Raw genomic sequence first — 21,044 nt, 5'->3', positions numbered from 1 at the left:
TATTTTCCAACCTTCATTATAACATAAACAAAAAGTGATAAAAGAATGATATATCAATATAAAAAAGAGACTTGGGGGTACTGTCTCCCCTAGTCCCTTTTTTATTCTTCAGGATCTCCCACTAAAAACTCCGGGTTGATGTCTTCAAGCTCTTCATCAAGCTCATCTTCCCAATCTTCCTCGTCATCCTCTTCCCAGTCAGGATTGACCTCAACAACTACCTTTGTTTCCCCTACCACTTCCGCCAAAAATTCTCTTTCTGCCTGCACAACGATTTTATTTCCATTCGGCGAAATGGTCACTTCAAGGCAGTTTGGCTGCTGAAGCACTTTGGCAATCACTTCATGCTCATCATCTAAGTAATTATTGTCTCTGTATCTGAGTTTAATGACATCTACATATTTTACCCGTTCTGTGACAACCTCTGTCTTTGTGTTGTCCGCGTAAGAGTACCATACGTTTATATCATAATACCCTTCAATTTCTACCGTTTTTCCAATTTTTTCAGCGTCATACTTGTGGTTAATAATCCAACCACCCAAAATGCTGCTCGGTTTTTTCTCAGGCGAGATGGTGTTGGTGCATTGGGTGAATTTTCGGCCTTTCGCTACTACTGCCTTCGTAATAATTTCCCTGTATTCAGACATTCCGGCATGCCTCCTTGTTCTTCTTCGTGTTATCTTATGCTGGGCATTTGTCTAGTGTGCATTTTTATAAATAAAATATAAAAATACAAAGTTTCTGTTCCATTGTATGCAGGGGTGCCTAGAAACTTTACTTATAAGTGCGATAAAGTTTATACGCGGCTGAGCACAGAAAAACCAATTGAACATTTGGTACATAGATTATTTAGTTCATTTTTAACCGCACAAATGATAAAAAAACACGGGCCTGTAAAGGCACCGTGTTTAGAGAGAACAGCTGTTATTTGAATGCTTCACCTTTGAACCGGTTTCCCCTTTCAGCAGGTCGCCTCCGGTTGATGTGATGATTTCATTTGTGACTTGGTTGGAAATGGTGTGTGCAACGAGCTGCAGTAGGTCATTTACTTCCATTTGCGAGTCTCTGAATTCCTGGATAACAGGAATCTCTTCAAGCTCTTCTTGCAGCGCGTCAATTTTTGCTTCTACTTGTTTGAGCGCTTCATGCTTTTCATAATGCTTCAGATTGACAGCCTGCTTTTGCAGGGCTTTAATCTGATTAACGATTGTGGACACTTTGTCATTCTCATTGATTTGCGCTTCAGCCCGTTTGAAAAAATCAACCTCTTCTGTTTCAGAAATCATTTTTGCAAGGTTTCGAGCCTGCTGCACAATGTCTTTTTTTGAGTAGAGCGTCATCTCATTTCACCTCGATTGCTTCTCCTACCATTTCTCCGTCAAGCGACCATGTTTTCGCTTGCTGGATTTTCACGCGGACGATTTTGCCGATGGCTTCCTTCGGCCCTTTGAAATTGACAAGCTTGCTTTTTTCAGTATAGCCAGCAAGAATATCAGGGTTATTTTTGCTTTCACCCTCAACTAATACTTCGACAACCTTGCCTTCGTATTCCTTCATTTTTTTAGCAGAAATTTCATTCACCAGTGCGTTTAGACGCTGCAGGCGTTCTTTTTTCACACGCATCGGTACATTATCTTTCATCTTAGCAGCCGGAGTGCCTTCACGCGGAGAGTAAATGAACGTATAGGCGCTGTCAAACTCCACTTCACGGTATAGAGAAAGCGTTTCTTCAAACTGTTCGTCCGTTTCATTTGGAAATCCGACGATAATGTCCGTTGTCAAAGAAGCGTTTGGCATTGCTTCTTTAATTTTTCGCACCAGCTCCATGTAACGCTCTCTGTCATATTTGCGGGCCATCAGCTTGAGAACTTCTGAGCTTCCTGATTGAACCGGAAGATGAATGTGATCAAGCAGATTTCCGCCTTTTGCCAGCACTTCAATGAGGCGGTCGTCAAAGTCGCGCGGATGACTCGTTGTAAAACGGATTCTCGGGATATCGATTTTTCTCAGTTCATCCATCAAATCACCAAGTCCGTACGTCATATCTTCAAAGTCTTTTCCATACGCGTTTACGTTTTGGCCTAACAGAGTAATTTCCTTATAGCCTTCACTTGCGAGCCTTCTCACTTCCTGAATGATATCCTCAGGGCGGCGGCTTCTTTCTTTTCCGCGTGTGTAAGGCACAATGCAATACGTACAGAATTTGTCACAGCCGTACATGATATTGACCCAGCCCTTAATTTTTCCATTTCGGACTTTTGGAAGGTTTTCAATAACGTCCCCTTCCTTAGACCAAACTTCTACAACCATTTCTTTTGAAAGGTATGCTTCTGACAAAAGCTCCGGCAGGCGATGAATGTTATGCGTTCCGAAAATCATATCGACAAACGGATGTTTTTTCAAAATACGGTTCACGACTGATTCCTCTTGGGACATACAGCCGCACACGCCTAAAATCAGATCGGGATTGTTTTTTTTCAGTGCTTTTAAGTGCCCGAGCTCACCAAACACCTTGTTTTCAGCATTTTCACGGATTGCACATGTATTTAACAAAATGACATTGGCATCGTCAACAGAGTTTGTCGCTTCGTAACCGAGCGCCATAAAGATCCCTGCCATAACCTCTGTATCGTGTTCATTCATTTGGCAGCCGTACGTACGGATATAGAACTTTCTTCCGTCTCCCAATCCTTTAAATTGTTCAGAAATTTTAAAGTCATTATGATAAGTAACGGCTTCCTTGCCTCGTTTTTTCGCGTCTTTTAAAGAAGGCGGAATGTAAACAGCTTCAAAGTACTTGCTGTAATCCTTCTCGGATTTTTTGTCCGATGGATGAACTTGTCCGCTCTCTAATTTTTGTTTTTCATTCATGTCATATTTTCTCCTTTCAAACCAAACTTCCACCCTTCAGTATAAAGGTTATTGAAGCTCTGCACAACTGGCAACCTATCATTGTACACTCATTGAGAATAATAATCAATAAGGAATCAAAAGAGGAAGAGTAAACTCTTCCTCTTGTTACAATAGCTGGAGCTCCTTTGCCGTCTTTTCGATGACATCAAGCGCCTGATCCAGTTCATCTTTGGTGTGCTCTGCTGTTATAATCGTGCGAATTCTGGCTTTTCCCTTTGCTACAGTCGGGAAAACGATACTTTGGGCAAAAACACCGCGAGAAAGGAGCTGATCTGAAAATTGCTTTGCCACACCTTCATCACCTATTAAAATAGGAAGAATCGGCGTTTCACTCTTCGTGAGAGTCAGACCCATTTTCACAAGCATTGCTTTAAAATAGGCAGTATTCTCCCACAAGCGCTCCATATGCTCCGGCTCTTCAAGCAAGACATCAATCGCTTCCATACAAGCTGCAGTGACTGCCGGCGGATGAGATGTGCTGAATAAAAATGGACGGCCTTTATGGCGCAAATAATCGATCAGCACCTTTGAACCTGCAGCGTAGCCGCCGAGCACTCCGATTGCCTTGCTTAATGTTCCGACCTGAATATGCACTCTGCCGTCAAGACCGAAGTGATTCACCGTTCCCCTGCCGTTTTCGCCAAGTACTCCGGATGCATGGGCGTCATCCACCATCACAAATGCGTCATATTTCTCAGCGAGCTCTACAATATCAGGCAGAGGAGCTATGTTGCCATCCATGGAAAATACGCCGTCTGTCACAATCAGACGCATCCGATAATTCATTGACTTTCTCAGCACCCGCTCTAAATCACTCATATTGACGTGCTGATACACCTTTTTATCCGCCTTTGTCAGTCGAATTCCGTCAATAATAGAGGCATGGTTCAATTCATCTGAGATGACAATGTCCTCTTTTGATAGAATACTTGAAAGTACGCCTTGGTTTGTTGTGAAGCCTGATTGGAATACAAGTGCCGCCTCCGTTTTTTTAAAGGCTGCCAGCTTTTTCTCAAGCTCTTGATGCATTGTAAATGTACCCGCAATCGTTCTCACTGATCCGGTGCCGGCTCCATACTGCTGAACGGCCTCCTGTGCGGCGTTGATGAGTCTAGGATGTGAAGTGAATCCGAGGTAATTATTAGAAGATAGCTGAATGACTTTTTGGTGATTCACTGTGACAGATGGGCCCTGCATAGATTCAAGCTGTTTTATGTCTTGCCATGTATGGTTTTCTTTCATACTATTAAGCTCTGCTTTTAAAAACTCAAATTCCTTCGTCATGTTTATCCCCCTTTATGGAATTAAAATTACTTTTCCGCACTGCCCGCTTCTCATCAGTTCGAAACCTTTTTCAAACTCCTCTAATGGAAACTGATGGGTAATAACAGGTGCAAGATCGATCATGTTTGAACTGATCAACTGAGACACCTGGCGCCATGTTGAAAACATTTTTCTTCCTGTGATTCCTTGGATGGTAAGCCCTTTAAATACCACTTTATTCGTCAAATCAATTGTCACCGGATGTTCCGGCAAGCTGAGAATATGAAATCTTCCGCCATTCGCAGCCATCGCAAGACCTTGGGCAATCGCTGAGGGATGGCCCGACATCTCACAAACAAGATCTGCTCCTTCTCCACTCGTTAAAGCGCTTACAATTTTGAGCGGGTCTTCTTTTTCAATAGAAACAGTACAAGTCGCTCCCATTTGTTTTGCAAGCCTCAGCCTGTATTCATTCTTATCAATCGCTATCACCTGAGAAGCTCCTGCTGCTTTTGCAACCGCAACAGCCATAAGACCAATCGGTCCGCATCCAATGACTGCAGTCGTTCCTCCTGCAGGCTGGCTCTCGAGTACGGTATGAACTGCATTTCCTAAAGGCTCTTGAATGGAAGCAATCGACGGGTCCATATCAGCGGGATTTCTCCAAATGTTATCAGCTGGAACTTTTACATACTCCGCAAAACAGCCTGCCGTGTCCACTCCGATTATAGCAGTATTGGTACACACATGAGATTTTCCTGTTAGGCAAGGGACACATTCACCACAGACAATGTGTGTTTCCGCAGACACATACTCTCCCACTTTTACACTGCTGACATTCTCTCCCACGCCCTCTACGATGCCGCTGAACTCATGGCCGAAAACATAGGGTGTTTTGATTCTCTGACGTGCCCATTGATCCCAATTATAAATGTGGACATCCGTGCCGCATATGGAAGCGGCTTTCACTTTTATGAGGACTTCATGTTTATCAATCTCAGGAATGGGAACTTCAGTCAGCACAGCACCGAACGCCCCGTCCTTTTTCATTAGAGCTTTCATCTTTCCACTCTGCATGTACAATCCTCCTTGAAAAATTCTTGTTATATTCGGATTGTACCATGATATGGAATAAGCGTAAACAGAACTGTCTTTTCCAGAAGGACAAAAGTATCTGTCTTGAAAAATGGGCGGAAATTTTTTTTGAAACGTTTTAGCTCATTTCTGATTTTGTATATTCGCTCATTTATGTGCTAAAAATACTATCGGGAGAAAATATCACAATAAATGAAAAACAACCTGTTTGCATTACGCAAACAGGTTGAGAATGCTTTATTTGTTTTTAGCGAGGCTCCACGATTAATTTAATCGCTGTTCTTTCTTCCCCATCGATTTGAATATCTGTAAAAGCCGGAATACAAATCAAATCAACGCCGCTTGGCGCCACAAATCCCCTGGCAATCGCCACAGCTTTTACAGCCTGGTTTAATGCACCCGCTCCGATCGCTTGAATCTCGGCGGCTCCTCGCTCTCTCAACACGCCTGCAAGCGCACCTGCCACTGAATTTGGACTCGATTTTGCTGAAACTTTTAAGATTTCCATTTCTGCTCCCCCTTAGTTTTACAATGGATAAGTGAGTGTTCATTAGAACAATCATTATTAGATGTTGCTATCCAAAAAGCCATCCCCACAATGCTTTTCAAAAATAGCGGGCTACCTTCCATTTTTACTATATTCACTAAGGAGTTGCTATATTCCTGCTTTTCTTTTTAATATTTTTATAAAATAACCATATGTTCAACTATTCAAAGAACATGTGATCATCGTTGATTAAAATACGCTCAATTTTCACGGCTTTTTTCGTTTGATCGTCAATGTCAATGACAACTCCGCTGAGCGTTGTTTTTCCTTCAGCGACAGTAAACCGGACTGGAAGGTTCGTTTTGAATCGCTTAATAATCGTCTCTCTGTCCATCCCCAGTATACCGTCATACGGGCCAGTCATTCCCACATCAGTAATATATGCCGTTCCCTTCGGCAAAATGCGGTTATCCGCTGTTTGCACGTGTGTATGAGTTCCTACTACAGCCGATGCCCGTCCATCCGTGTACCAGCCAAGTGCGAGCTTTTCACTTGTCGCTTCGGCATGAAAGTCAATAAAAATGTACGGTGTTCTTTTCGCAGCTTCTGCGATCAATTCATCCGCTTTTAAAAACGGGTCATCAAGCGGCGGCAAAAACGTACGTCCCTGCAAATTAATGACTGCTAGTTCTTTGCCGTTTGCTTTCACATATGTGATCCCTTTCCCCGGTGTTCCTTCAGGAAAGTTTGCCGGGCGAACCAAGTTCGGAACGTCATCTATAAAATCAAATATTTCTTTTTTGTCCCATGTGTGGTTCCCCATTGTGATTGCATCTGCGCCGGACTGGATTAAGCTGTGATAAATTTTTTCCGTCAGGCCTTTTCCATGTGCGGCGTTTTCACCATTAATAATGGTAAAGTGAGGCTTATATTTTGTTTTTAGCTTTGGTACATATTCTTTGACCATGTCACGGCCCGGTGAACCGACAACATCTCCGATAAATAAAATTCTCATTTTGTAAATCCTTTCTTCTTGAAAATTCCTTGCCGTCAAAAAAATAAAGTGATGCTTAGCGCATCACTTTATTTTGCATACTCTACGGCTCGAGTCTCTCTGATTACTGTCACCTTAATATGACCTGGATAATCGAGCTCGTCCTCAATTCGCTTGCGGATATCTCGCGCCAGTCGATGAGCCTCAAGATCATTAATTGAATCCGGCTTCACCATAATTCGCACTTCGCGTCCAGCCTGAATGGCAAATGATTTTTCAACACCTTCGTAGGACTCAGAAATTTCTTCAAGTTTTTCAAGTCTTCGAATATAATTCTCGAGCGTCTCACTTCTTGCGCCAGGTCTTGCAGCGGAAAGCGCATCTGCTGCAGCTACCAGTACAGCAATAATGGAAGTCGGCTCCTCGTCCCCGTGGTGTGATGCAATACTGTTAATCACGACTGGGTGCTCTTTATATTTGGTCGCAAGCTCTACCCCGATCTCAACGTGGCTTCCTTCTACTTCATGGTCAATTGCTTTCCCGATGTCGTGAAGAAGACCCGCACGTTTAGCAAGCTTTGCGTCTTCACCAAGCTCCGATGCCATTAGACCGGCCAAGAATGCGACTTCCATGGAATGCTTAAGCACATTTTGACCGTAGCTTGTACGGAACTTTAAGCGGCCGAGGATCTTGATGAGATCTGGGTGGAGGCCATGAACGCCAACCTCAAATGTCGTTTGCTCACCCATCTCACGAATATAGTCATCGACCTCGCGGCGAGATTTTTCAACCATTTCTTCAATCCGTGCCGGATGAATACGGCCATCCTGAACGAGTTTATCAAGAGCAATTCTGGCTGTCTCACGTCTGATCGGATCAAATCCGGAAAGAATGACAGCTTCAGGCGTATCATCAATAATCAGGTCAATTCCTGTCAGCGTTTCAAGCGTACGAATGTTACGCCCTTCCCGTCCGATGATACGTCCTTTCATCTCATCATTTGGAAGATTGACAACTGATACCGTTGTTTCGGCAACGTGGTCCGCTGCGCAGCGCTGTAAGGCGAGTGAAAGAATGTTTTTCGCTTTCTTATCCGCCTCTTCTTTCGCACGGTTTTCAGTTTCTTTTGTCATGATGGCGATGTCATGTGAAAGCTCGTTTTCAACCCGCTCAAGAATGATTTGTTTCGCTTCGTCACGAGTCAGACTCGAAATTCGTTCCAACTCAGACTGCTGCATACGAATCATCTCATCCACTTTGCTTTCCATCTCTTCAATATGTTGTTGTCGTTCATTCAGAGAATGATCTTTCTTCTCCAACATCGCTTCCCGTTTATCAATTCCCTCATGTTTGCGATCAAGGTTTTCCTCCTTTTGGAGTAAACGGTTTTCTTGTTTTTGAAGCTCATTTCGTCTTTCACGAACTTCCTGTTCAGCATCTATTCGAAGTTTGTGGATTTCATCCTTTGCTTCAAGCAGAGCTTCTTTTTTCAGTGCTTCAGCATCACGCTTCGCATCTTCAAGAATTTGCTCGGCTGCACCGCGTGCGCCCGCAATTTTCGCTTCGGCAATGGTTTTACGAACAAAGTAGCCAACAACTAAACCGAGTAGAATCAGCAAAATGGAGATGAGAACCATCATAATTGGGGTCATACTTTCACCTCCTCTTGCTATGAACTTGGTTGTTGCTTAAAAAGTGTCGGCATGTACATTGTCTAGTTTTCTCAACATACAGAACCTTCACAGGGAATGAGTGTGTTCATCGCCCTTGTCAAGTTTAAATGGTTTAACAATCATGTTAAAAAAACAAATGTTACAACTTCATTGTAAATGTGTCGGAAATACTTGTCAAGCTTGCCATCTTAACGTTTGCAGGCCAGTCTTCTTTTCACGTGCCGAATGCAATTCATCCAAAAGAAGATCGCCAATCATTCTTGATTTAGAAGCTGGTATATTTTATTGTTCACTTGGCCCAATTTAGCATTATTTTGAATGTTTGAGAACAAAATAACAATGGTTTGCCCAGATTTGCTAAAGCTGTTCAAGATATTGAAGCCCGGCATAACACCATGGTTTGAATAGCTTCCGGGAGCAACATAAAATCCCATGCCGTATGTGGAGCTGCTCCCTGGCGTAAACATCTTTTCATAGCTTTTTTGCGAATACAGTTTTCCGTCTATCAGCGCTTGGTCAAATTTGTACATATCTATAGCGCTCATATAAATATCACCCGCTCCATACAGCTGGGATAAATCAGGTATATACGGTGTAACTGTTTTGCTGCCCTCCATCTTATACCCGACGGCAGGATAAGGTTCTTTTTCATATGTTTTGTAAAAGCCTGCATGCGTCATTCCCGCAGGTTTAAAAATATGATTCTTTATGTACTGTTCATAGGGCTCACCGCTTACTTCAGCAATAATATAAGCAAGAACAGAATAGTTGGAATCCTTGTAGTCCCATACGCCCGGCTGACGTTTGATTCCCTGAAGTTCTATATCTTTTATTAAATCGTCCGGAGTAATGGCGCCGTTTCCTTCAATATGTCCGTTTATCCCCGATGTATGTGTAAGCAGATTCTTCAAAGTAATCGTTTGTCCGTTGGGAAAATGAGGTAAATACGTGCTTACCGGATCACTTGTCTGAAGTTTCCCCTTTTCCTCAAGCTGCAAAATAGCAGTTGCAATCAGCGCTTTTTGTGATGAACCGACATAAAAAGATGTCAATGGATTATTTTGAATGTAGTGTTTACGGTCAGCATAGCCAAAACCTTTATTTGTTACGATTTCTCCATTTCTGACAATCATGGCTGTTCCGCTGAAACCGATCTCTTTTAAATAATTGCTGATTTTTTGGTTTCGATCCACTGTTTTGATTTGTTCCTCTGATTTTTTGGCAGTTTTCTTTTTGACCTCTTTTTTCTGATCGGTATTTGAAACCGCTGCAGTTTCTTGAGATGGTTCGTTTTCTTCACTATTTCGATGAAGAGCATTCCAAATCGTAATGCAAACCATCACTGCTAAAAGACCAAACAACAGTTTTCCTCTTTTATTTAGTTTTCTCCGTCTGCGTTTCGCAGTTCTTCTGCGGGTTGGGCTTGTCATTCATTTTTTCCTCCCAAAATAAATTCCATTTTGCACACGTTTTGTTAGACGAATAAAGCCCTAAAAAAGTTGTCAAAAAAAGCAATATTTTTATCATTTTTTTGCAAAATACAAAAAAGCTGAGTTTTTCACTCAGCCTTTTGTATCATTTGAAACTTATTTTATTTTTATTCTTCAAATTCGAGTTCTTCTTGTGTCTCTTCAGCTTGCTGCTGCACTACTCCGTTATTATCCAAGCCGTAATGTTCGCGAATTTGCTCCTGGATCATCAGCATGATATCTTTATTTTCTTTCAGGAATTGTTTTGCATTTTCACGGCCTTGGCCAAGACGCTCTTCTTCATAAGAGTACCATGAACCGCTTTTTTGCACGATATCAAGTTCAGTTCCTAGATCAATGATTTCGCCTTCTTTTGAAATGCCTTCTCCGTACATAATGTCAACCTCGGCTGTACGGAACGGCGGAGCCACCTTGTTTTTCACGACTTTGATTTTCGTTTTGTTCCCCATTACGTCGTTGCCTTGTTTCAGCTGTTCAGCACGGCGCACTTCAAGACGCACGGAAGAATAGAATTTCAACGCACGGCCGCCAGGTGTTGTTTCCGGGTTCCCGAACATAACACCGACTTTTTCACGAATTTGGTTAATGAAAATCGCGATTGTCTTCGATTTGTTAATGGCCCCTGAAAGCTTACGAAGCGCTTGAGACATTAAGCGTGCTTGTAAACCGACATGCGAATCTCCCATGTCGCCTTCAATTTCCGCTTTCGGAACGAGAGCGGCTACAGAGTCGACAACGACAATGTCAACTGCCCCGCTTCGAACCAATGCTTCCGCAATTTCAAGCGCCTGCTCGCCTGTGTCAGGCTGAGACAGTAAAAGCTCTTCGATGTTAACACCGAGCTTTTGCGCGTATACCGGATCTAACGCATGCTCCGCATCGATAAACGCGGCTTGTCCGCCCTGCTGCTGAACTTCAGCAATCGCATGAAGCGCCACAGTTGTTTTACCTGAGCTTTCAGGACCGTATACTTCAATAATCCGTCCGCGAGGATATCCGCCAATTCCCAGTGCTGTATCAAGAGCGAGGGAGCCGCTTGGTACAGTAGAAATTCTTGTATCTGTCTTTTCTCCCAGTTTCATAATGGAACCTTTGCCGAACTGTTTTTCTATTTGTTTAAGAGCCATATCTAAGGCTGCCTGACGATCACTCATTCTATTTTTTCCTCCTTTATGTTACCACTACATATACTATACCCTGTTTGAAGGGATTTGCCAAGAAAAAAGCGAACGCATATTCGGATTTTTTCTTGGCGTGATTCCTATCAAAATATCATAATGTATCAGAGAAATCATGTTTTCTTAGGAGGATAATGTGCTGAAAATATTATTTTTGCTCTAAAAGCTTTAAGATTAAATGGCAGCCGTATTTAGCGCCGCGTTTTCTGATCCCCGTTCTGGAGCCCGCAAAGTGAAACTCGTGAACCTCTTCTTTACCATTTGCGGAAATGCCGATAAACACATGCCCAGGCTCATGCCCTTCTTGAGCATCAGGTCCTGCTACACCAGTAAAGCTAATGCCGATATCGCTGCCAGTGAGTTTTTGAACACCCTTAGCCAGTTCGGATGCGCACTCCTTGCTGACCGCCCCAAAACGATCTAATGTTTCCTTCTTGACACCAAGCACATTCTGCTTCACGTCGTTTGTATAGCAAACAACGCCCCCGGCAAATAATTTTGAGGCACCGCTATGATCCGTCAGCCATTCAGAAAACAGCCCTCCGGTAAAGCTTTCTGCCGCAGAAATTGTTATGCCTTTTTCCTTACATGCTATAGATAGCTCTTTTACAAGAGAAGTATCATCGTAACCATAGAAAAATTCACCGACACGCTCTAAGATAACGGCCTCTGTTTCTTTTAACAGACGCTCTGTTTCCTTTTCATCGGCGTGTTTGGCTGTCAGACGCAGCGTCACCTCTCCATCAGCCGCCAAAGGCGCAATTGTCGGATTGGTTTGTGCATCAATAATATCTTCCAAATCGGCTTCAAGCTGAGATTCACCGATACCGAAAAAGCGAAGAACAGTTGACACAATTTTTTCATTTGAACCCATCTTTTTCAGCAGAAGAGGCTTTGCCTCGTTTTCAAACATTGGACGCAATTCGCTCGGCGGTCCAGGAAGAAGCATATAATAGCGCGATTCATGCTCTGTGAGCATTCCCGGGGCCATTCCAAAGTGATTCGCCAGCACGTCAGAGCCTTCGATCACAAGCGCCTGTTTTCGGTTATTAGGTGACATCGTGCGTTTTGTTCGTTTGAAATAGTCCTCAATGGATTGGAATGCCTCATCATTTAACACAAGCGGACGTCCCAGCGTATTTGCAATCGTTTCTTTCGTCAGATCATCTTTTGTGGGTCCAAGCCCTCCTGAAAAAATAATGAAGTCAGAGCGTTCTTCAGCAATGCGGATGACCTGCTTCAGCCGCTCCGGGTTATCTCCGACCGCTGTATGATAAAATACGTTGACCCCGATTTCAGCGAGCTGTTTGCTGATAAATTGAGCATTTGTATTGGCGATTTGACCAAGCAGCAACTCTGAACCGACTGCAATTATTTCTGCTTTTTTTGGAAATTCCATGACGAAGTCCTTCTTTCTTAGTTAGATGTTTTTAACGCTTCCCAATTTTTAGAGAAATATTCCCAGCCTGAGACGACAGTAAAGAAGACGGCTACCCACAGCGCCAAGTCTGCAAACGGGAATGACACAAGTTCAAATGGAAGATTATGAAGAAGCAATGCAGATACCGCAATAATCTGTGCCCAGGTTTTGATTTTACCAAGCATGTTAGCAGCTACGACTTCTCCTGTTCCGGCTAAGACAAGCCTTAAACCTGTCACGGCAAACTCCCTGCTGATAATCACAATGACCATCCAAGCTGGAGCGAGATCAAATTGAACAAGGATAATTAACGCTGCGGATACGAGCAGTTTGTCCGCAAGCGGATCAAGAAATTTCCCGAAGTTTGTTACGAGATTTAATTTTCGGGCATAATACCCGTCCACCCAGTCTGTTGTAGATGCAATAATAAATAGAATGGCCCCCGCCAAATGTGCGACCGGGATGGATTCGTCTCCAACTTCGAGCCTGCCCCAGTCAAACGGCGCCAGCATGATAATCATGAAGATTGGGATTAATGCGATTCTAGCTAGTGTGATTTTATTTGGTAAGTTAAACATAAAGCCCCTCCAATTTCATACTCGGACGTGAAGAAAAGTCATCTGGTAATTAAGATGACTTTTCTTCCTTTTTATTTACAATCTTTATGGTTTGTGCCATCACTTTTTTCGGATCAAGTTCATATGAAAGAACCTTACCGTTGATTTTTATTTTCAGATTAGGTGCATATCCGGTGCGGATATCAACTTGTTTCTGATCAGTTATGTCTTTTTTATAGGTTTCGTCTTTTTTCAGCGTTCCTTCTTTTAAAGAGCTGCTGTTTTCATCGCGCACTCTAATCCAGGAGCTGTCTGATGCCTTCAGTTCCAGCTCGATTTTATCAGCGCCGGACACTTCATAAGTCGTTAACGATCCTTCAGTGCCAGCAGCTTTAATCTCCAGCTTCTCACTGTCATTTTCTTTTTTCTTATCTTCGTTTTCTTTCGTTTCTTTTTTAGTGTCTGTCTCTTTTTCAGAGCTGTTATTTTGATTCTCTTTCAGCGTTGAATCTTTAGGGATTTCGTACTTGCTCTCACTTTGCGTAATTGCTTTTTCTGATGCCGCATTGTGATCATCACTGTTTTTGTGATTGGCAAATTGAATGATCGCGTACACAATGGCAATCACGACAATCACGCCGAGAATAACAAGTATTGTTGGCAGCAGCTCCAGCGCCTTAGATGCTGGCTTTGGCATTTCCTTTTGAAGATTCATGCCGGAGATCTTTTCAGACACATCATCATGATACGTATTAGGGATATCTTTTTTATGCTCCTCAAACAGCTGATCCGCATCAAGCCCAACGGCTTCTGCATATTGCTTGATGAATGCCCGAACATAAAACTTCCCCGGAATAATGTCATAGTTTCCTTCCTCCAAGGCGGTTAAATACCTTTTTTGAATCTTTGTTGCCGCTTGGAGATCATCCAATGACATTGCTTTTTCCTCTCTGGCTTCTTTGAGCCGGATTCCTAGTTCAGTCACAACAAACACCTTCCAATTTTAAAAATCAAAGCTTGAAAACCCGGATTGATCAAACATTTGGGGTTCCTCGGCATGTTCATATGTAATAACCTCATCAGGGTCATTTCTCAGTTCAATAATATAATCAAAGTCATCTAGTGTATACTCTGTATTTTGAACGAATATGTCCGGATGCTCCACCACTTTTGTTGCAGGCAGCCGCATGATTTCTCGGACCAGCTGGAGATGGCGTTCTGACCCTCTTCGTGTTGACACAATTCCGTCAACGATAAAGACATTTTCAGTGCTGTATTCATCGGCAATCAGCTGGCTTCTTATCGTCTGCTTCAGCAAGGTTGATGACACAAACAGCCACCTTTTGCTCGCACACACACTAGAGGCTACAATCGATTCCGTTTTCCCGACACGCGGCATACCTCTGATTCCGATTAATTTATGGCCTTCTTTTTTGAACAATTCGGCCATAAAATCGACTAATAAGCCAAGCTCGTCCCGTTCAAAGCGGAACGTTTTCTTGTCATCGGCATCCCGTTGAATATAACGGCCGTGGCGTACGGCAAGACGGTCGCGAAGCCTCGGTTCTCTAAGCTTCGTTACTTTAATTGTTTCCATCGTTTTTAAGATTGATTCTAATCGTTTAATTTGATCTATATGGCGGCACCTGAGGAGCATTCCCCTTCTGGAAAGATCGACGCCGTTTATCGTTACGATGTTGATAGAAAGCATCCCAAGAAGAGATGAAATATCCCCGAGCAGTCCGGGGCGGTTCACTTGAATTTCATATTCAAAATACCATTCGAGCTTTGCCAAATGATATACCCCCTTCATTGTGGCAAAATTTTACCTTCCTTTATCATAAAGCATTTTTCTCTAATTAGAAAGAAGAATGTTGCTGTGATGAGGAAAACATAAAAAAGAGAGGAAAAATCCCCTCTCTTCCTAGTGAGTGCTGTTATTTTCAACAAGCTTAACCATCATATTGGCAATGGCGTGCTGTTCATCTTTTGATGCTACACTCCAAAGATCTGCCAGCACTTTTTCCTGCTCGTTCTTAGATTCCACTTCATTAGCCAAGTAGCTGCCGATTTCTGTCGCAAGATCTGTAATCGTATCCTGGCTCATACCTTTATCTTGCGCATAGTTCAGACGGTCGCCAAGGAAGTTTTTCCAGCTATCCCAGTTTTCTAATACTGACATGCTTGTTTCCTCCATTTCATGTGAAGTTACAAGATTATTGTGTCCTTCGCAAAAGAAACTATACACCGAATATTTTCGGATCAGCAGTGCCAGCCGCCATTCACCGACAGAATTTGGCCGGTGATATATGACGCTTTTTCAGACAGGAGAAAAGCTGTTGCATCCGCAATTTCTTGCGGCCGGGCCAGCCGGCCGATCGGAATCTCATCAGCGATCTCTTCTTTTTCAGCCGGGGTAAATTGATTCATCATATTTGTATCAACTGCACCCGGCGCTACGGCGTTTACTCTGATTCCGCTTGGCGCCAGCTCCTTAGCCAATCCTTTTACAAATGAATGCTGAGCTCCTTTTGCCATGCTGTACAACACTTCACAGGATGCTCCAGTCTCTCCCCAAATCGAGCTGACAGCCACAATCGCTCCCGATTTATTCCGAATCATGCCTGGCAGAAGGTTTCTCGTCAGCATATACGGACTCGCCACATGAAGCTGAACCATTTCCTGGACCGTTGCGTTATCTACATCCGTAATCAGCCCAAAATGGCTTCGTCCGCTGTTTAAAACAATCGCATCAATCGGCTGAACAATTGAACTTGTCAGCTTATCTGCTCCATCTTGCGCGGACAGGTCAGCTTGTAATATCTCCGCATTTACGCCAAACATCTGACTTAGTTTTTCAGCAAGCTCCGCTGCCGCGTTTTGATTTGTATTGTAATGCAGCAGCAGATTGTATCCTCTAGCTGCAAGGGTTTCGCTGATGCTTTTGCCAATGCCGCCGCTTGCTCCGGTGATTAGTGCTGTTTTGTTCATCCTCTTTCCTTCTTTCCGCAGAAAAACACCCCTCACACTGGAGGGATGTTTTGTTTATGATTTAGGAACAACCTTGCAGACAGTCAGTCTGTCTGCAGCGATTTCCTCTTGTATTACGTTCTGGACATCCTCGAGGGTAATCTGCTCGAGTACCGTTACAACATCAAACAGGCTCATATCCAAGAACGCATAACGGGTAAATTGATTGGCGATGTATTCAGGGGAATTCAGCGCTTTTAAGAATGTGCCGATCTTTTTCTTTCTGGCAAGTTCAATCTTTTCAGCAGTAATCAGTTCACCGGCGCGCAAAAGCATGCTTGAAATGTCTTCAGCCAATTGATCAGGCTCAGGCGTATCTCCGCCGATCGCCGCAAAACCGAACCCATATTCAGCAGTAAAATCAAAGCTGAACGTTTCGTCAATATATCCTTTTTCATAAAGTGATTCATACTGGGCAGAGCTTTTGCCAAAAAGAGCTTCAAGCAATAAGTTCATTGAAAGTTCATGCTTTAAGAGCTCTTTGCCTAATTTAAACGGATTTTTGGATTTCAGCCCAACAAGGCATTTCGGTCCCTGCACGTTCATTTTGATCTCTTTTTCTTTTCGGAAAACCGCTTCTTGCTCTTTCACTTCTTCTCGTTTGATCTCCGGCTGATCAGTATACGGCTTTTTCCCCTGGTTTTCTCTTACCTGAGAAATAATCGCTTCAGGATCTACAGGGCCGACAATGAAAAGGAGCATGTTACTCGGGTGATAAAACGTTTCATAGCATTCATAAAGAAGGTCTTTTGTAATATGTGAAATGCTTTCCACTGTTCCCGCTATGTCAATTCTGACAGGATGCTCTTTGTACATGTTTTCAATGACCCCGAAGTAAAGCCTCCAATCAGGGTTATCGTCGTACATATTAATCTCCTGCCCGATAATCCCTTTTTCCTTTTCAACCGTTTTTTCAGTAAAATATGGGTCCTGTACGAAATCGATAAGCGTCTCTAAATTGCGTTCAACATTTGATGTGCTTGAGAAAAGGTAAGCCGTTCTTGTAAATGACGTAAACGCATTGGCAGAAGCCCCCTGTTTGCTGAAATCTTGAAAAACGTCTCCGTCCGCTTTCTCAAACAGCTTGTGCTCAAGAAAGTGAGCAATCCCGTCCGGCACGTGAACCATCTCGTTTTTACCTAAAGGGACAAACCGGTTATCTATCGAGCCGTACTTTGTTGTAAAGACCGCATATGTCTTGTTGAAGCCTTTTTTCGGCAAAACGTAAACATCAAGGCCGTTGGACATTTTTTCATGATACAGCGTCTCCTGAAGCTGTTCATATTCGATTGGTTTGATCAAGATGCACCCTCCGTCCCTTTTAAGAAATAAGTCGTATCAAGCTGAATCTTTTCGCCGGCTTTAATGATATCCTCTTTTGTGACATTCTCAATATTGGCAAGAAAGTCTTCGATAGGAATCTCGACTTGAGCAGCGGCCTGCTGATATAAAAACTCAGATAAACCGTATGCTGTATCAATCGTTTCCAGCACTTGATTTCGAATAACGGCCTTTGTCTGTGCTATATCCTGCTCACTGAAATCGCCATTTTTCATTGCCTGGAATTGCTCAGCAATAATCGAAACCGCCTGTTCAAAATTTTTCACTTCAATGCCTGACATCACCATTAACAAGCCTTTAAAACTTTCTATACGCGAAGCCGCGTAGTAAGCAAGACTGGCTTTTTCCCGAACATTAATGAAAAGTTTAGAATGAGAGAATCCGCCGAACAATCCGTTAAACACTTGTAAAGCAGGATAATCCTGATCTGTATAAGTGATGCTGGTGCGGTAGCCGATATTCAGTTTTCCTTGCTTGACATCCTCTTCATCAATTACTTCTTTTGGCTGAACTTTTTCATCAGCGTGATTGTTTTCAATCATGCCAAGAGTGCGCTCTTCTGTTTTGAAATACTTATCAATTGCCGATTGTACCTGGTTACTGTCCACGTCGCCAACAACATATAGATCAAGCTGGTCTTTTTGGATAGCGCTTTGGTATGTTTCGTATAATTGCTCTGCCGTAATGTCATCGACATCGTCGATTTCACCATTGACATGAAGCGCGTAAGGATCATTTTTGCACATTTCCTGTATCAGCCTTAAATTCGAATAACGCATTTTATCATCATAGACGGCTTGGATTCTTTGCTTAAGCGTCCGTTTTTCTTGAGCCACATATTGTGACTGAAAAGCGTCTCCCTCCAAAGCAGGTGAAAAGACGAGTTCTGCGAGAAGCTGGAGCCCTTTCTCGAGAAGCGGCGTTTGGTCTTTTAAATATTTTTCATTCGGGATTTCAAGCCTGAACGTAATGACATGCCGCTCTCCTTTTTTCGTAAGATCAGCCGATACTGACGTGCCGTACAGCTCATCCAAGTATGAACGCAATTCTGCGGTTTTCGGATGGCTTTTCGTTCCGCGAAGAAGCACATGCGGGAGAAGCGCTCTTTTGGTGACTTGATCCTTTGTCAGCGGCGCAAGCATCTTAAAAATAAGCGAGACGGTTTTGAATTTTTCTGTTTTTACAATGTGTGCGGTTAAACCGCCGTGCTTTGATTTGAGTTCATTAACATATGACATATGGAACCTCCTTCGTTCATTTCTTAATTAGTATGTATTATGACCAATTTTCAGCATCCGCAGAAACACTCTTTCATGTAATTATAGCAACTGTAGGATTTATAAGGAAACAATAACCTCCGCATGCTGTATAGGTACAGTTGTAAACTGTGCAAGAAAGCGCAAAAAAAGACGGCTGGCTAGACCGTCCCTAAGTTTTTTTCTTCTTCACTTTTTTTAGCATCTACAGTAAAGAGCACTAAAAATAAAGAAACGATGCTGCAAAACGCCGAGAGTATGAAAATAATCCAGTTTGCATTAGACATTAATGCAGCAAAAACAGGTGGACCGAGAGCTACTCCTATAAAGCGCATGCTATTGTAAAAGGAGGAAATGGTTCCGCATTGTTCACTTTCAATCCCTTCGGTTATCAATGCATCTAAAGCAGGAAGAGCCATTCCAATCCCAATCCCGCCAAAGCTTAAAAAGACAAATAAAAAATAAAAACTGTGGTTCCACCACAAGGCAATAAACGAAAGGGTTAACAGAATCATTCCTGTAACAACGCAAAATTTCATTCGGCCTTTATCTTTACCGATCTTTTTGCCAGCTATAAAAGAACTGGTTGACAAAAACAAAAGTGGGATTGCCAGTAATCCGCCTTTAGCTACTCCGTCAATAGCATACTTGTTCTCCAGCGTATCTGATAAATAAAATAATACGCCAAATAACAAAAACATAATGACACACCCGATAATGAAGACCGTATAAAGCCAGCGACCATCCTGTTTAAAAATTTTCTTCACACTCTTAATAAACTCAGAAACAGCAGGCGCATCTTCATCTTCTTCAGGCTTGGCCACCAAAAACAATACGAGCAAAAAGCTGATCAAACAGAAAAACGGAATAAACCAAAACGGTACAAACCAATACCAAGAAGCCAGTAAGGCTCCAAGTATGGGACTCAGTACCTTCCCTGACGTGTTGGCGGTTTCAATATCGCCAAGACCCGCGCTGACCTTTTCATCGTCTCCTTTAAACAGGTCGCCGATAAACGGCATGACAATCGGAGCGGCACCTGCAGAACCAATGCCTTGAAGAACCCGCCCCGCCAAGATCATAGCATAAGGATTTTTCATATAGGTCGAGGCAAAAGCAGCTACGGCTCCCCCCAATCCTGCAATGAGGAGGCATGGAAGCAATATTTTTTTTCTCCCGAAACGATCCGACAAATATCCGGCAATCGGAATGCAAATAATTGCTACTACTGAATATACAGTAATGATTAAAGATACTTGAAATGAAGTCACAGACAGCTTTTTCTCCATCATCGGAAGAACAGGAATCAGCATGGAGTTCCCGAGTGTCATCACAAGCGGGACAGAAGACAATGCAATAATATTTTTCATTCCATTTTTCTCTCTCAACATTTTCACCCATTCACTTTCTTGTCATCCCTTATATATTGCGTTAACCGGAATGAAAGTATGTACAAAGAAACATGAATCAGTGCAAATAAAAAAACAGACACATACAGGCGTCCGTTTTTAGAATCGTTTACGCAAAACATGAAATCTGAATTTATCCGCTCTAAAATAATTTAAAGAATAAAGCACCGGTTTATCGTGCTGATCGTAATGGGTTTGTTTTAACAGCAAAAGAGCTGTTTCCGGATCGCATTCAAGCACTGGAGAAATGGTATCGTGATAGCCGATCGGTTCTATATCAGTTACTGCATAGCTGATTACGGAGCCTGAATTTTTCTCTAGCAGGTCAAACATAGATTCTTGCTGATGAGAAAAAGAATTCGGCAAAATATTCATCGGAATTTTGTCTATACAATACACAATCGGCTGTCCGTCAGCTGTCCTGACTCGTTCAAGGTAAAAAAGTTCTTGCCCTTCTGCCAAGTGAAATCTCTTCGTATCATCTTCAGACGGCATAAGCACTTGTGATGATAGAAAAATCGTGCCAGGGGTCATATTCGCCTGTTCTATCATCTTGGTTACACTGTTCAGCTGTTCAATACCCGAAAGAAATAACGGCTTAGAATGGACAAAAGTGCCTACACCATGCCTTCTGATAATCACATGCTCTTCTTCCAGTATCCGCAAGGCTTCTCTTAGCGTCGCTCTGCTGACACCAAGCTTTTTGGAAAGCTCAAATTCAGAAGGCAGCTTTTCCTTCTCAGTGTAGATCCCATTTTTTATATCCTCTTTAATTCGTTCAATTACTTTCAAATACAAGTGCCGATTATCAGCTTTTGTAGACATGTTTCCCCTCCGTAAACCACTTTCGATAAAAATTATTGAACAATTGGGACAACTATATCATGTTTTGTCGAAAAAATAAATAGAAAGGTGATCAGTTTACATAATATCATTAT

General features: G+C 42.7%; 20 protein-coding genes. All 20 read right to left on the bottom strand.

Annotated elements, in window-relative coordinates; all coding sequences use genetic code 11:
* Window positions 1-101 precede the first annotated feature (101 nt).
* The 20 genes from cotE to NST22_RS09035 all read right to left on the bottom strand — a co-directional run bounded on the left by cotE (window position 102) and on the right by NST22_RS09035 (window position 20,931).
* Window positions 102-647, bottom strand: coding sequence for an outer spore coat protein CotE (cotE, locus tag NST22_RS09130; protein WP_003231833.1), 546 nt, complete (start codon window positions 645-647; stop codon window positions 102-104).
* A 261-nt stretch (window positions 648-908) separates the two neighbouring features.
* The gene (gene ricA, locus NST22_RS09125) at window positions 909-1,340 is read right to left on the bottom strand and encodes a regulatory iron-sulfur-containing complex subunit RicA (RefSeq protein ID WP_003231834.1); all 432 of its coding nucleotides are present in this window, start codon (window positions 1,338-1,340) and stop codon (window positions 909-911) included.
* Window position 1,341: 1 nt separating this feature from the next.
* A complete protein-coding gene (miaB, locus tag NST22_RS09120; RefSeq protein ID WP_003244831.1) occupies window positions 1,342-2,871 on the bottom strand; it encodes a tRNA (N6-isopentenyl adenosine(37)-C2)-methylthiotransferase MiaB in 1,530 nt (509 codons plus the stop codon).
* Window positions 2,872-3,018: 147 nt separating this feature from the next.
* Window positions 3,019-4,197, bottom strand: a complete 1,179-nt coding sequence (locus tag NST22_RS09115) for a glycine C-acetyltransferase (RefSeq protein WP_003231837.1) — start codon at window positions 4,195-4,197, stop codon at window positions 3,019-3,021.
* A gap of 12 nt (window positions 4,198-4,209) precedes the next feature.
* Window positions 4,210-5,253 (bottom strand): L-threonine 3-dehydrogenase, encoded by a 1,044-nt coding sequence (tdh, locus tag NST22_RS09110; RefSeq protein WP_003244880.1) that lies wholly within the window; start codon window positions 5,251-5,253, stop codon window positions 4,210-4,212.
* Window positions 5,254-5,518: 265 nt separating this feature from the next.
* Window positions 5,519-5,779 carry a stage V sporulation protein SpoVS gene (gene spoVS, locus NST22_RS09105; RefSeq protein ID WP_003154135.1) on the bottom strand — a complete coding sequence of 87 codons (261 nt, stop codon included), beginning with the start codon at window positions 5,777-5,779 and terminating at the stop codon, window positions 5,519-5,521.
* 199 nt (window positions 5,780-5,978) lie between these two features.
* Window positions 5,979-6,773, bottom strand: a complete 795-nt coding sequence (ymdB, locus tag NST22_RS09100; protein ID WP_003245138.1) for a 2',3'-cyclic-nucleotide 2'-phosphodiesterase — start codon at window positions 6,771-6,773, stop codon at window positions 5,979-5,981.
* Between the two features lie 68 nt (window positions 6,774-6,841).
* Window positions 6,842-8,404: a ribonuclease Y gene (rny, locus tag NST22_RS09095; protein WP_003221010.1), complete on the bottom strand. Its 1,563-nt coding sequence runs from the start codon at window positions 8,402-8,404 to the stop codon at window positions 6,842-6,844.
* A gap of 275 nt (window positions 8,405-8,679) precedes the next feature.
* On the bottom strand, window positions 8,680-9,855 hold the full coding sequence (locus NST22_RS09090) for a serine hydrolase domain-containing protein (protein ID WP_003245877.1): 1,176 nt from the start codon (window positions 9,853-9,855) through the stop codon (window positions 8,680-8,682).
* A 167-nt stretch (window positions 9,856-10,022) separates the two neighbouring features.
* Window positions 10,023-11,069 carry a recombinase RecA gene (gene recA, locus NST22_RS09085; RefSeq protein WP_003245789.1) on the bottom strand — a complete coding sequence of 349 codons (1,047 nt, stop codon included), beginning with the start codon at window positions 11,067-11,069 and terminating at the stop codon, window positions 10,023-10,025.
* A 172-nt stretch (window positions 11,070-11,241) separates the two neighbouring features.
* Window positions 11,242-12,492, bottom strand: coding sequence for a competence/damage-inducible protein A (locus NST22_RS09080; protein ID WP_003231847.1), 1,251 nt, complete (start codon window positions 12,490-12,492; stop codon window positions 11,242-11,244).
* Window positions 12,493-12,509: 17 nt separating this feature from the next.
* Window positions 12,510-13,091: a CDP-diacylglycerol--glycerol-3-phosphate 3-phosphatidyltransferase gene (gene pgsA, locus NST22_RS09075; protein ID WP_003244753.1), complete on the bottom strand. Its 582-nt coding sequence runs from the start codon at window positions 13,089-13,091 to the stop codon at window positions 12,510-12,512.
* A gap of 49 nt (window positions 13,092-13,140) precedes the next feature.
* Window positions 13,141-14,007 carry a cell shape determination protein RodZ gene (gene rodZ, locus NST22_RS09070; RefSeq protein ID WP_010886511.1) on the bottom strand — a complete coding sequence of 289 codons (867 nt, stop codon included), beginning with the start codon at window positions 14,005-14,007 and terminating at the stop codon, window positions 13,141-13,143.
* 66 nt (window positions 14,008-14,073) lie between these two features.
* Window positions 14,074-14,865 carry a YmfK family protein gene (locus NST22_RS09065; RefSeq protein ID WP_003220998.1) on the bottom strand — a complete coding sequence of 264 codons (792 nt, stop codon included), beginning with the start codon at window positions 14,863-14,865 and terminating at the stop codon, window positions 14,074-14,076.
* Window positions 14,866-14,994: 129 nt separating this feature from the next.
* Window positions 14,995-15,252 (bottom strand): DUF3243 domain-containing protein, encoded by a 258-nt coding sequence (locus NST22_RS09060; RefSeq protein WP_003245199.1) that lies wholly within the window; start codon window positions 15,250-15,252, stop codon window positions 14,995-14,997.
* A gap of 80 nt (window positions 15,253-15,332) precedes the next feature.
* A complete protein-coding gene (efpI, locus tag NST22_RS09055) occupies window positions 15,333-16,061 on the bottom strand; it encodes an EF-P-5 aminopentanone reductase (RefSeq protein WP_003244676.1) in 729 nt (242 codons plus the stop codon).
* A 54-nt stretch (window positions 16,062-16,115) separates the two neighbouring features.
* Window positions 16,116-17,402, bottom strand: a complete 1,287-nt coding sequence (locus NST22_RS09050; RefSeq protein ID WP_003244823.1) for a pitrilysin family protein — start codon at window positions 17,400-17,402, stop codon at window positions 16,116-16,118.
* Window positions 17,399-18,679, bottom strand: a complete 1,281-nt coding sequence (locus NST22_RS09045) for a pitrilysin family protein (RefSeq protein ID WP_003245064.1) — start codon at window positions 18,677-18,679, stop codon at window positions 17,399-17,401. Before NST22_RS09045 ends, NST22_RS09050 begins: the two co-directional genes overlap by 4 nt.
* A 179-nt stretch (window positions 18,680-18,858) precedes the next feature.
* A complete protein-coding gene (gene bcbE, locus NST22_RS09040) occupies window positions 18,859-20,067 on the bottom strand; it encodes a bacillibactin exporter BcbE (RefSeq protein WP_010886509.1) in 1,209 nt (402 codons plus the stop codon).
* Window positions 20,068-20,205: 138 nt separating this feature from the next.
* Window positions 20,206-20,931 carry a GntR family transcriptional regulator gene (locus tag NST22_RS09035; protein ID WP_003245732.1) on the bottom strand — a complete coding sequence of 242 codons (726 nt, stop codon included), beginning with the start codon at window positions 20,929-20,931 and terminating at the stop codon, window positions 20,206-20,208.
* Window positions 20,932-21,044 lie beyond the last annotated feature (113 nt).

The sequence above is a fragment of the Bacillus sp. PS237 genome (genome assembly GCF_037963345.1).
Lineage (GTDB): Bacteria > Bacillota > Bacilli > Bacillales > Bacillaceae > Bacillus > Bacillus subtilis.
Note: the sequence above shows the minus strand (reverse complement) of the source record. Positions and strands in the feature narration are given on the sequence as shown.

Coding starts and splice junctions, on each gene's coding strand:
- cotE (WP_003231833.1), bottom strand. CDS start 647: ATGTCTGAATACAGGGAAATTATTACGAAGGCAGTAGTAGCGAAAGGC.
- ricA (WP_003231834.1), bottom strand. CDS start 1,340: ATGACGCTCTACTCAAAAAAAGACATTGTGCAGCAGGCTCGAAACCTT.
- miaB (WP_003244831.1), bottom strand. CDS start 2,871: ATGAATGAAAAACAAAAATTAGAGAGCGGACAAGTTCATCCATCGGAC.
- NST22_RS09115 (WP_003231837.1), bottom strand. CDS start 4,197: ATGACGAAGGAATTTGAGTTTTTAAAAGCAGAGCTTAATAGTATGAAA.
- tdh (WP_003244880.1), bottom strand. CDS start 5,253: ATGCAGAGTGGAAAGATGAAAGCTCTAATGAAAAAGGACGGGGCGTTC.
- spoVS (WP_003154135.1), bottom strand. CDS start 5,779: ATGGAAATCTTAAAAGTTTCAGCAAAATCGAGTCCAAATTCAGTGGCA.
- ymdB (WP_003245138.1), bottom strand. CDS start 6,773: ATGAGAATTTTATTTATCGGAGATGTTGTCGGTTCACCGGGCCGTGAC.
- rny (WP_003221010.1), bottom strand. CDS start 8,404: ATGACCCCAATTATGATGGTTCTCATCTCCATTTTGCTGATTCTACTC.
- NST22_RS09090 (WP_003245877.1), bottom strand. CDS start 9,855: ATGACAAGCCCAACCCGCAGAAGAACTGCGAAACGCAGACGGAGAAAA.
- recA (WP_003245789.1), bottom strand. CDS start 11,069: ATGAGTGATCGTCAGGCAGCCTTAGATATGGCTCTTAAACAAATAGAA.
- NST22_RS09080 (WP_003231847.1), bottom strand. CDS start 12,492: ATGGAATTTCCAAAAAAAGCAGAAATAATTGCAGTCGGTTCAGAGTTG.
- pgsA (WP_003244753.1), bottom strand. CDS start 13,091: ATGTTTAACTTACCAAATAAAATCACACTAGCTAGAATCGCATTAATC.
- rodZ (WP_010886511.1), bottom strand. CDS start 14,007: ATGTCATTGGATGATCTCCAAGCGGCAACAAAGATTCAAAAAAGGTAT.
- NST22_RS09060 (WP_003245199.1), bottom strand. CDS start 15,252: ATGTCAGTATTAGAAAACTGGGATAGCTGGAAAAACTTCCTTGGCGAC.
- efpI (WP_003244676.1), bottom strand. CDS start 16,061: ATGAACAAAACAGCACTAATCACCGGAGCAAGCGGCGGCATTGGCAAA.
- NST22_RS09045 (WP_003245064.1), bottom strand. CDS start 18,679: ATGTCATATGTTAATGAACTCAAATCAAAGCACGGCGGTTTAACCGCA.
- bcbE (WP_010886509.1), bottom strand. CDS start 20,067: ATGAAAAATATTATTGCATTGTCTTCTGTCCCGCTTGTGATGACACTC.
- NST22_RS09035 (WP_003245732.1), bottom strand. CDS start 20,931: ATGTCTACAAAAGCTGATAATCGGCACTTGTATTTGAAAGTAATTGAA.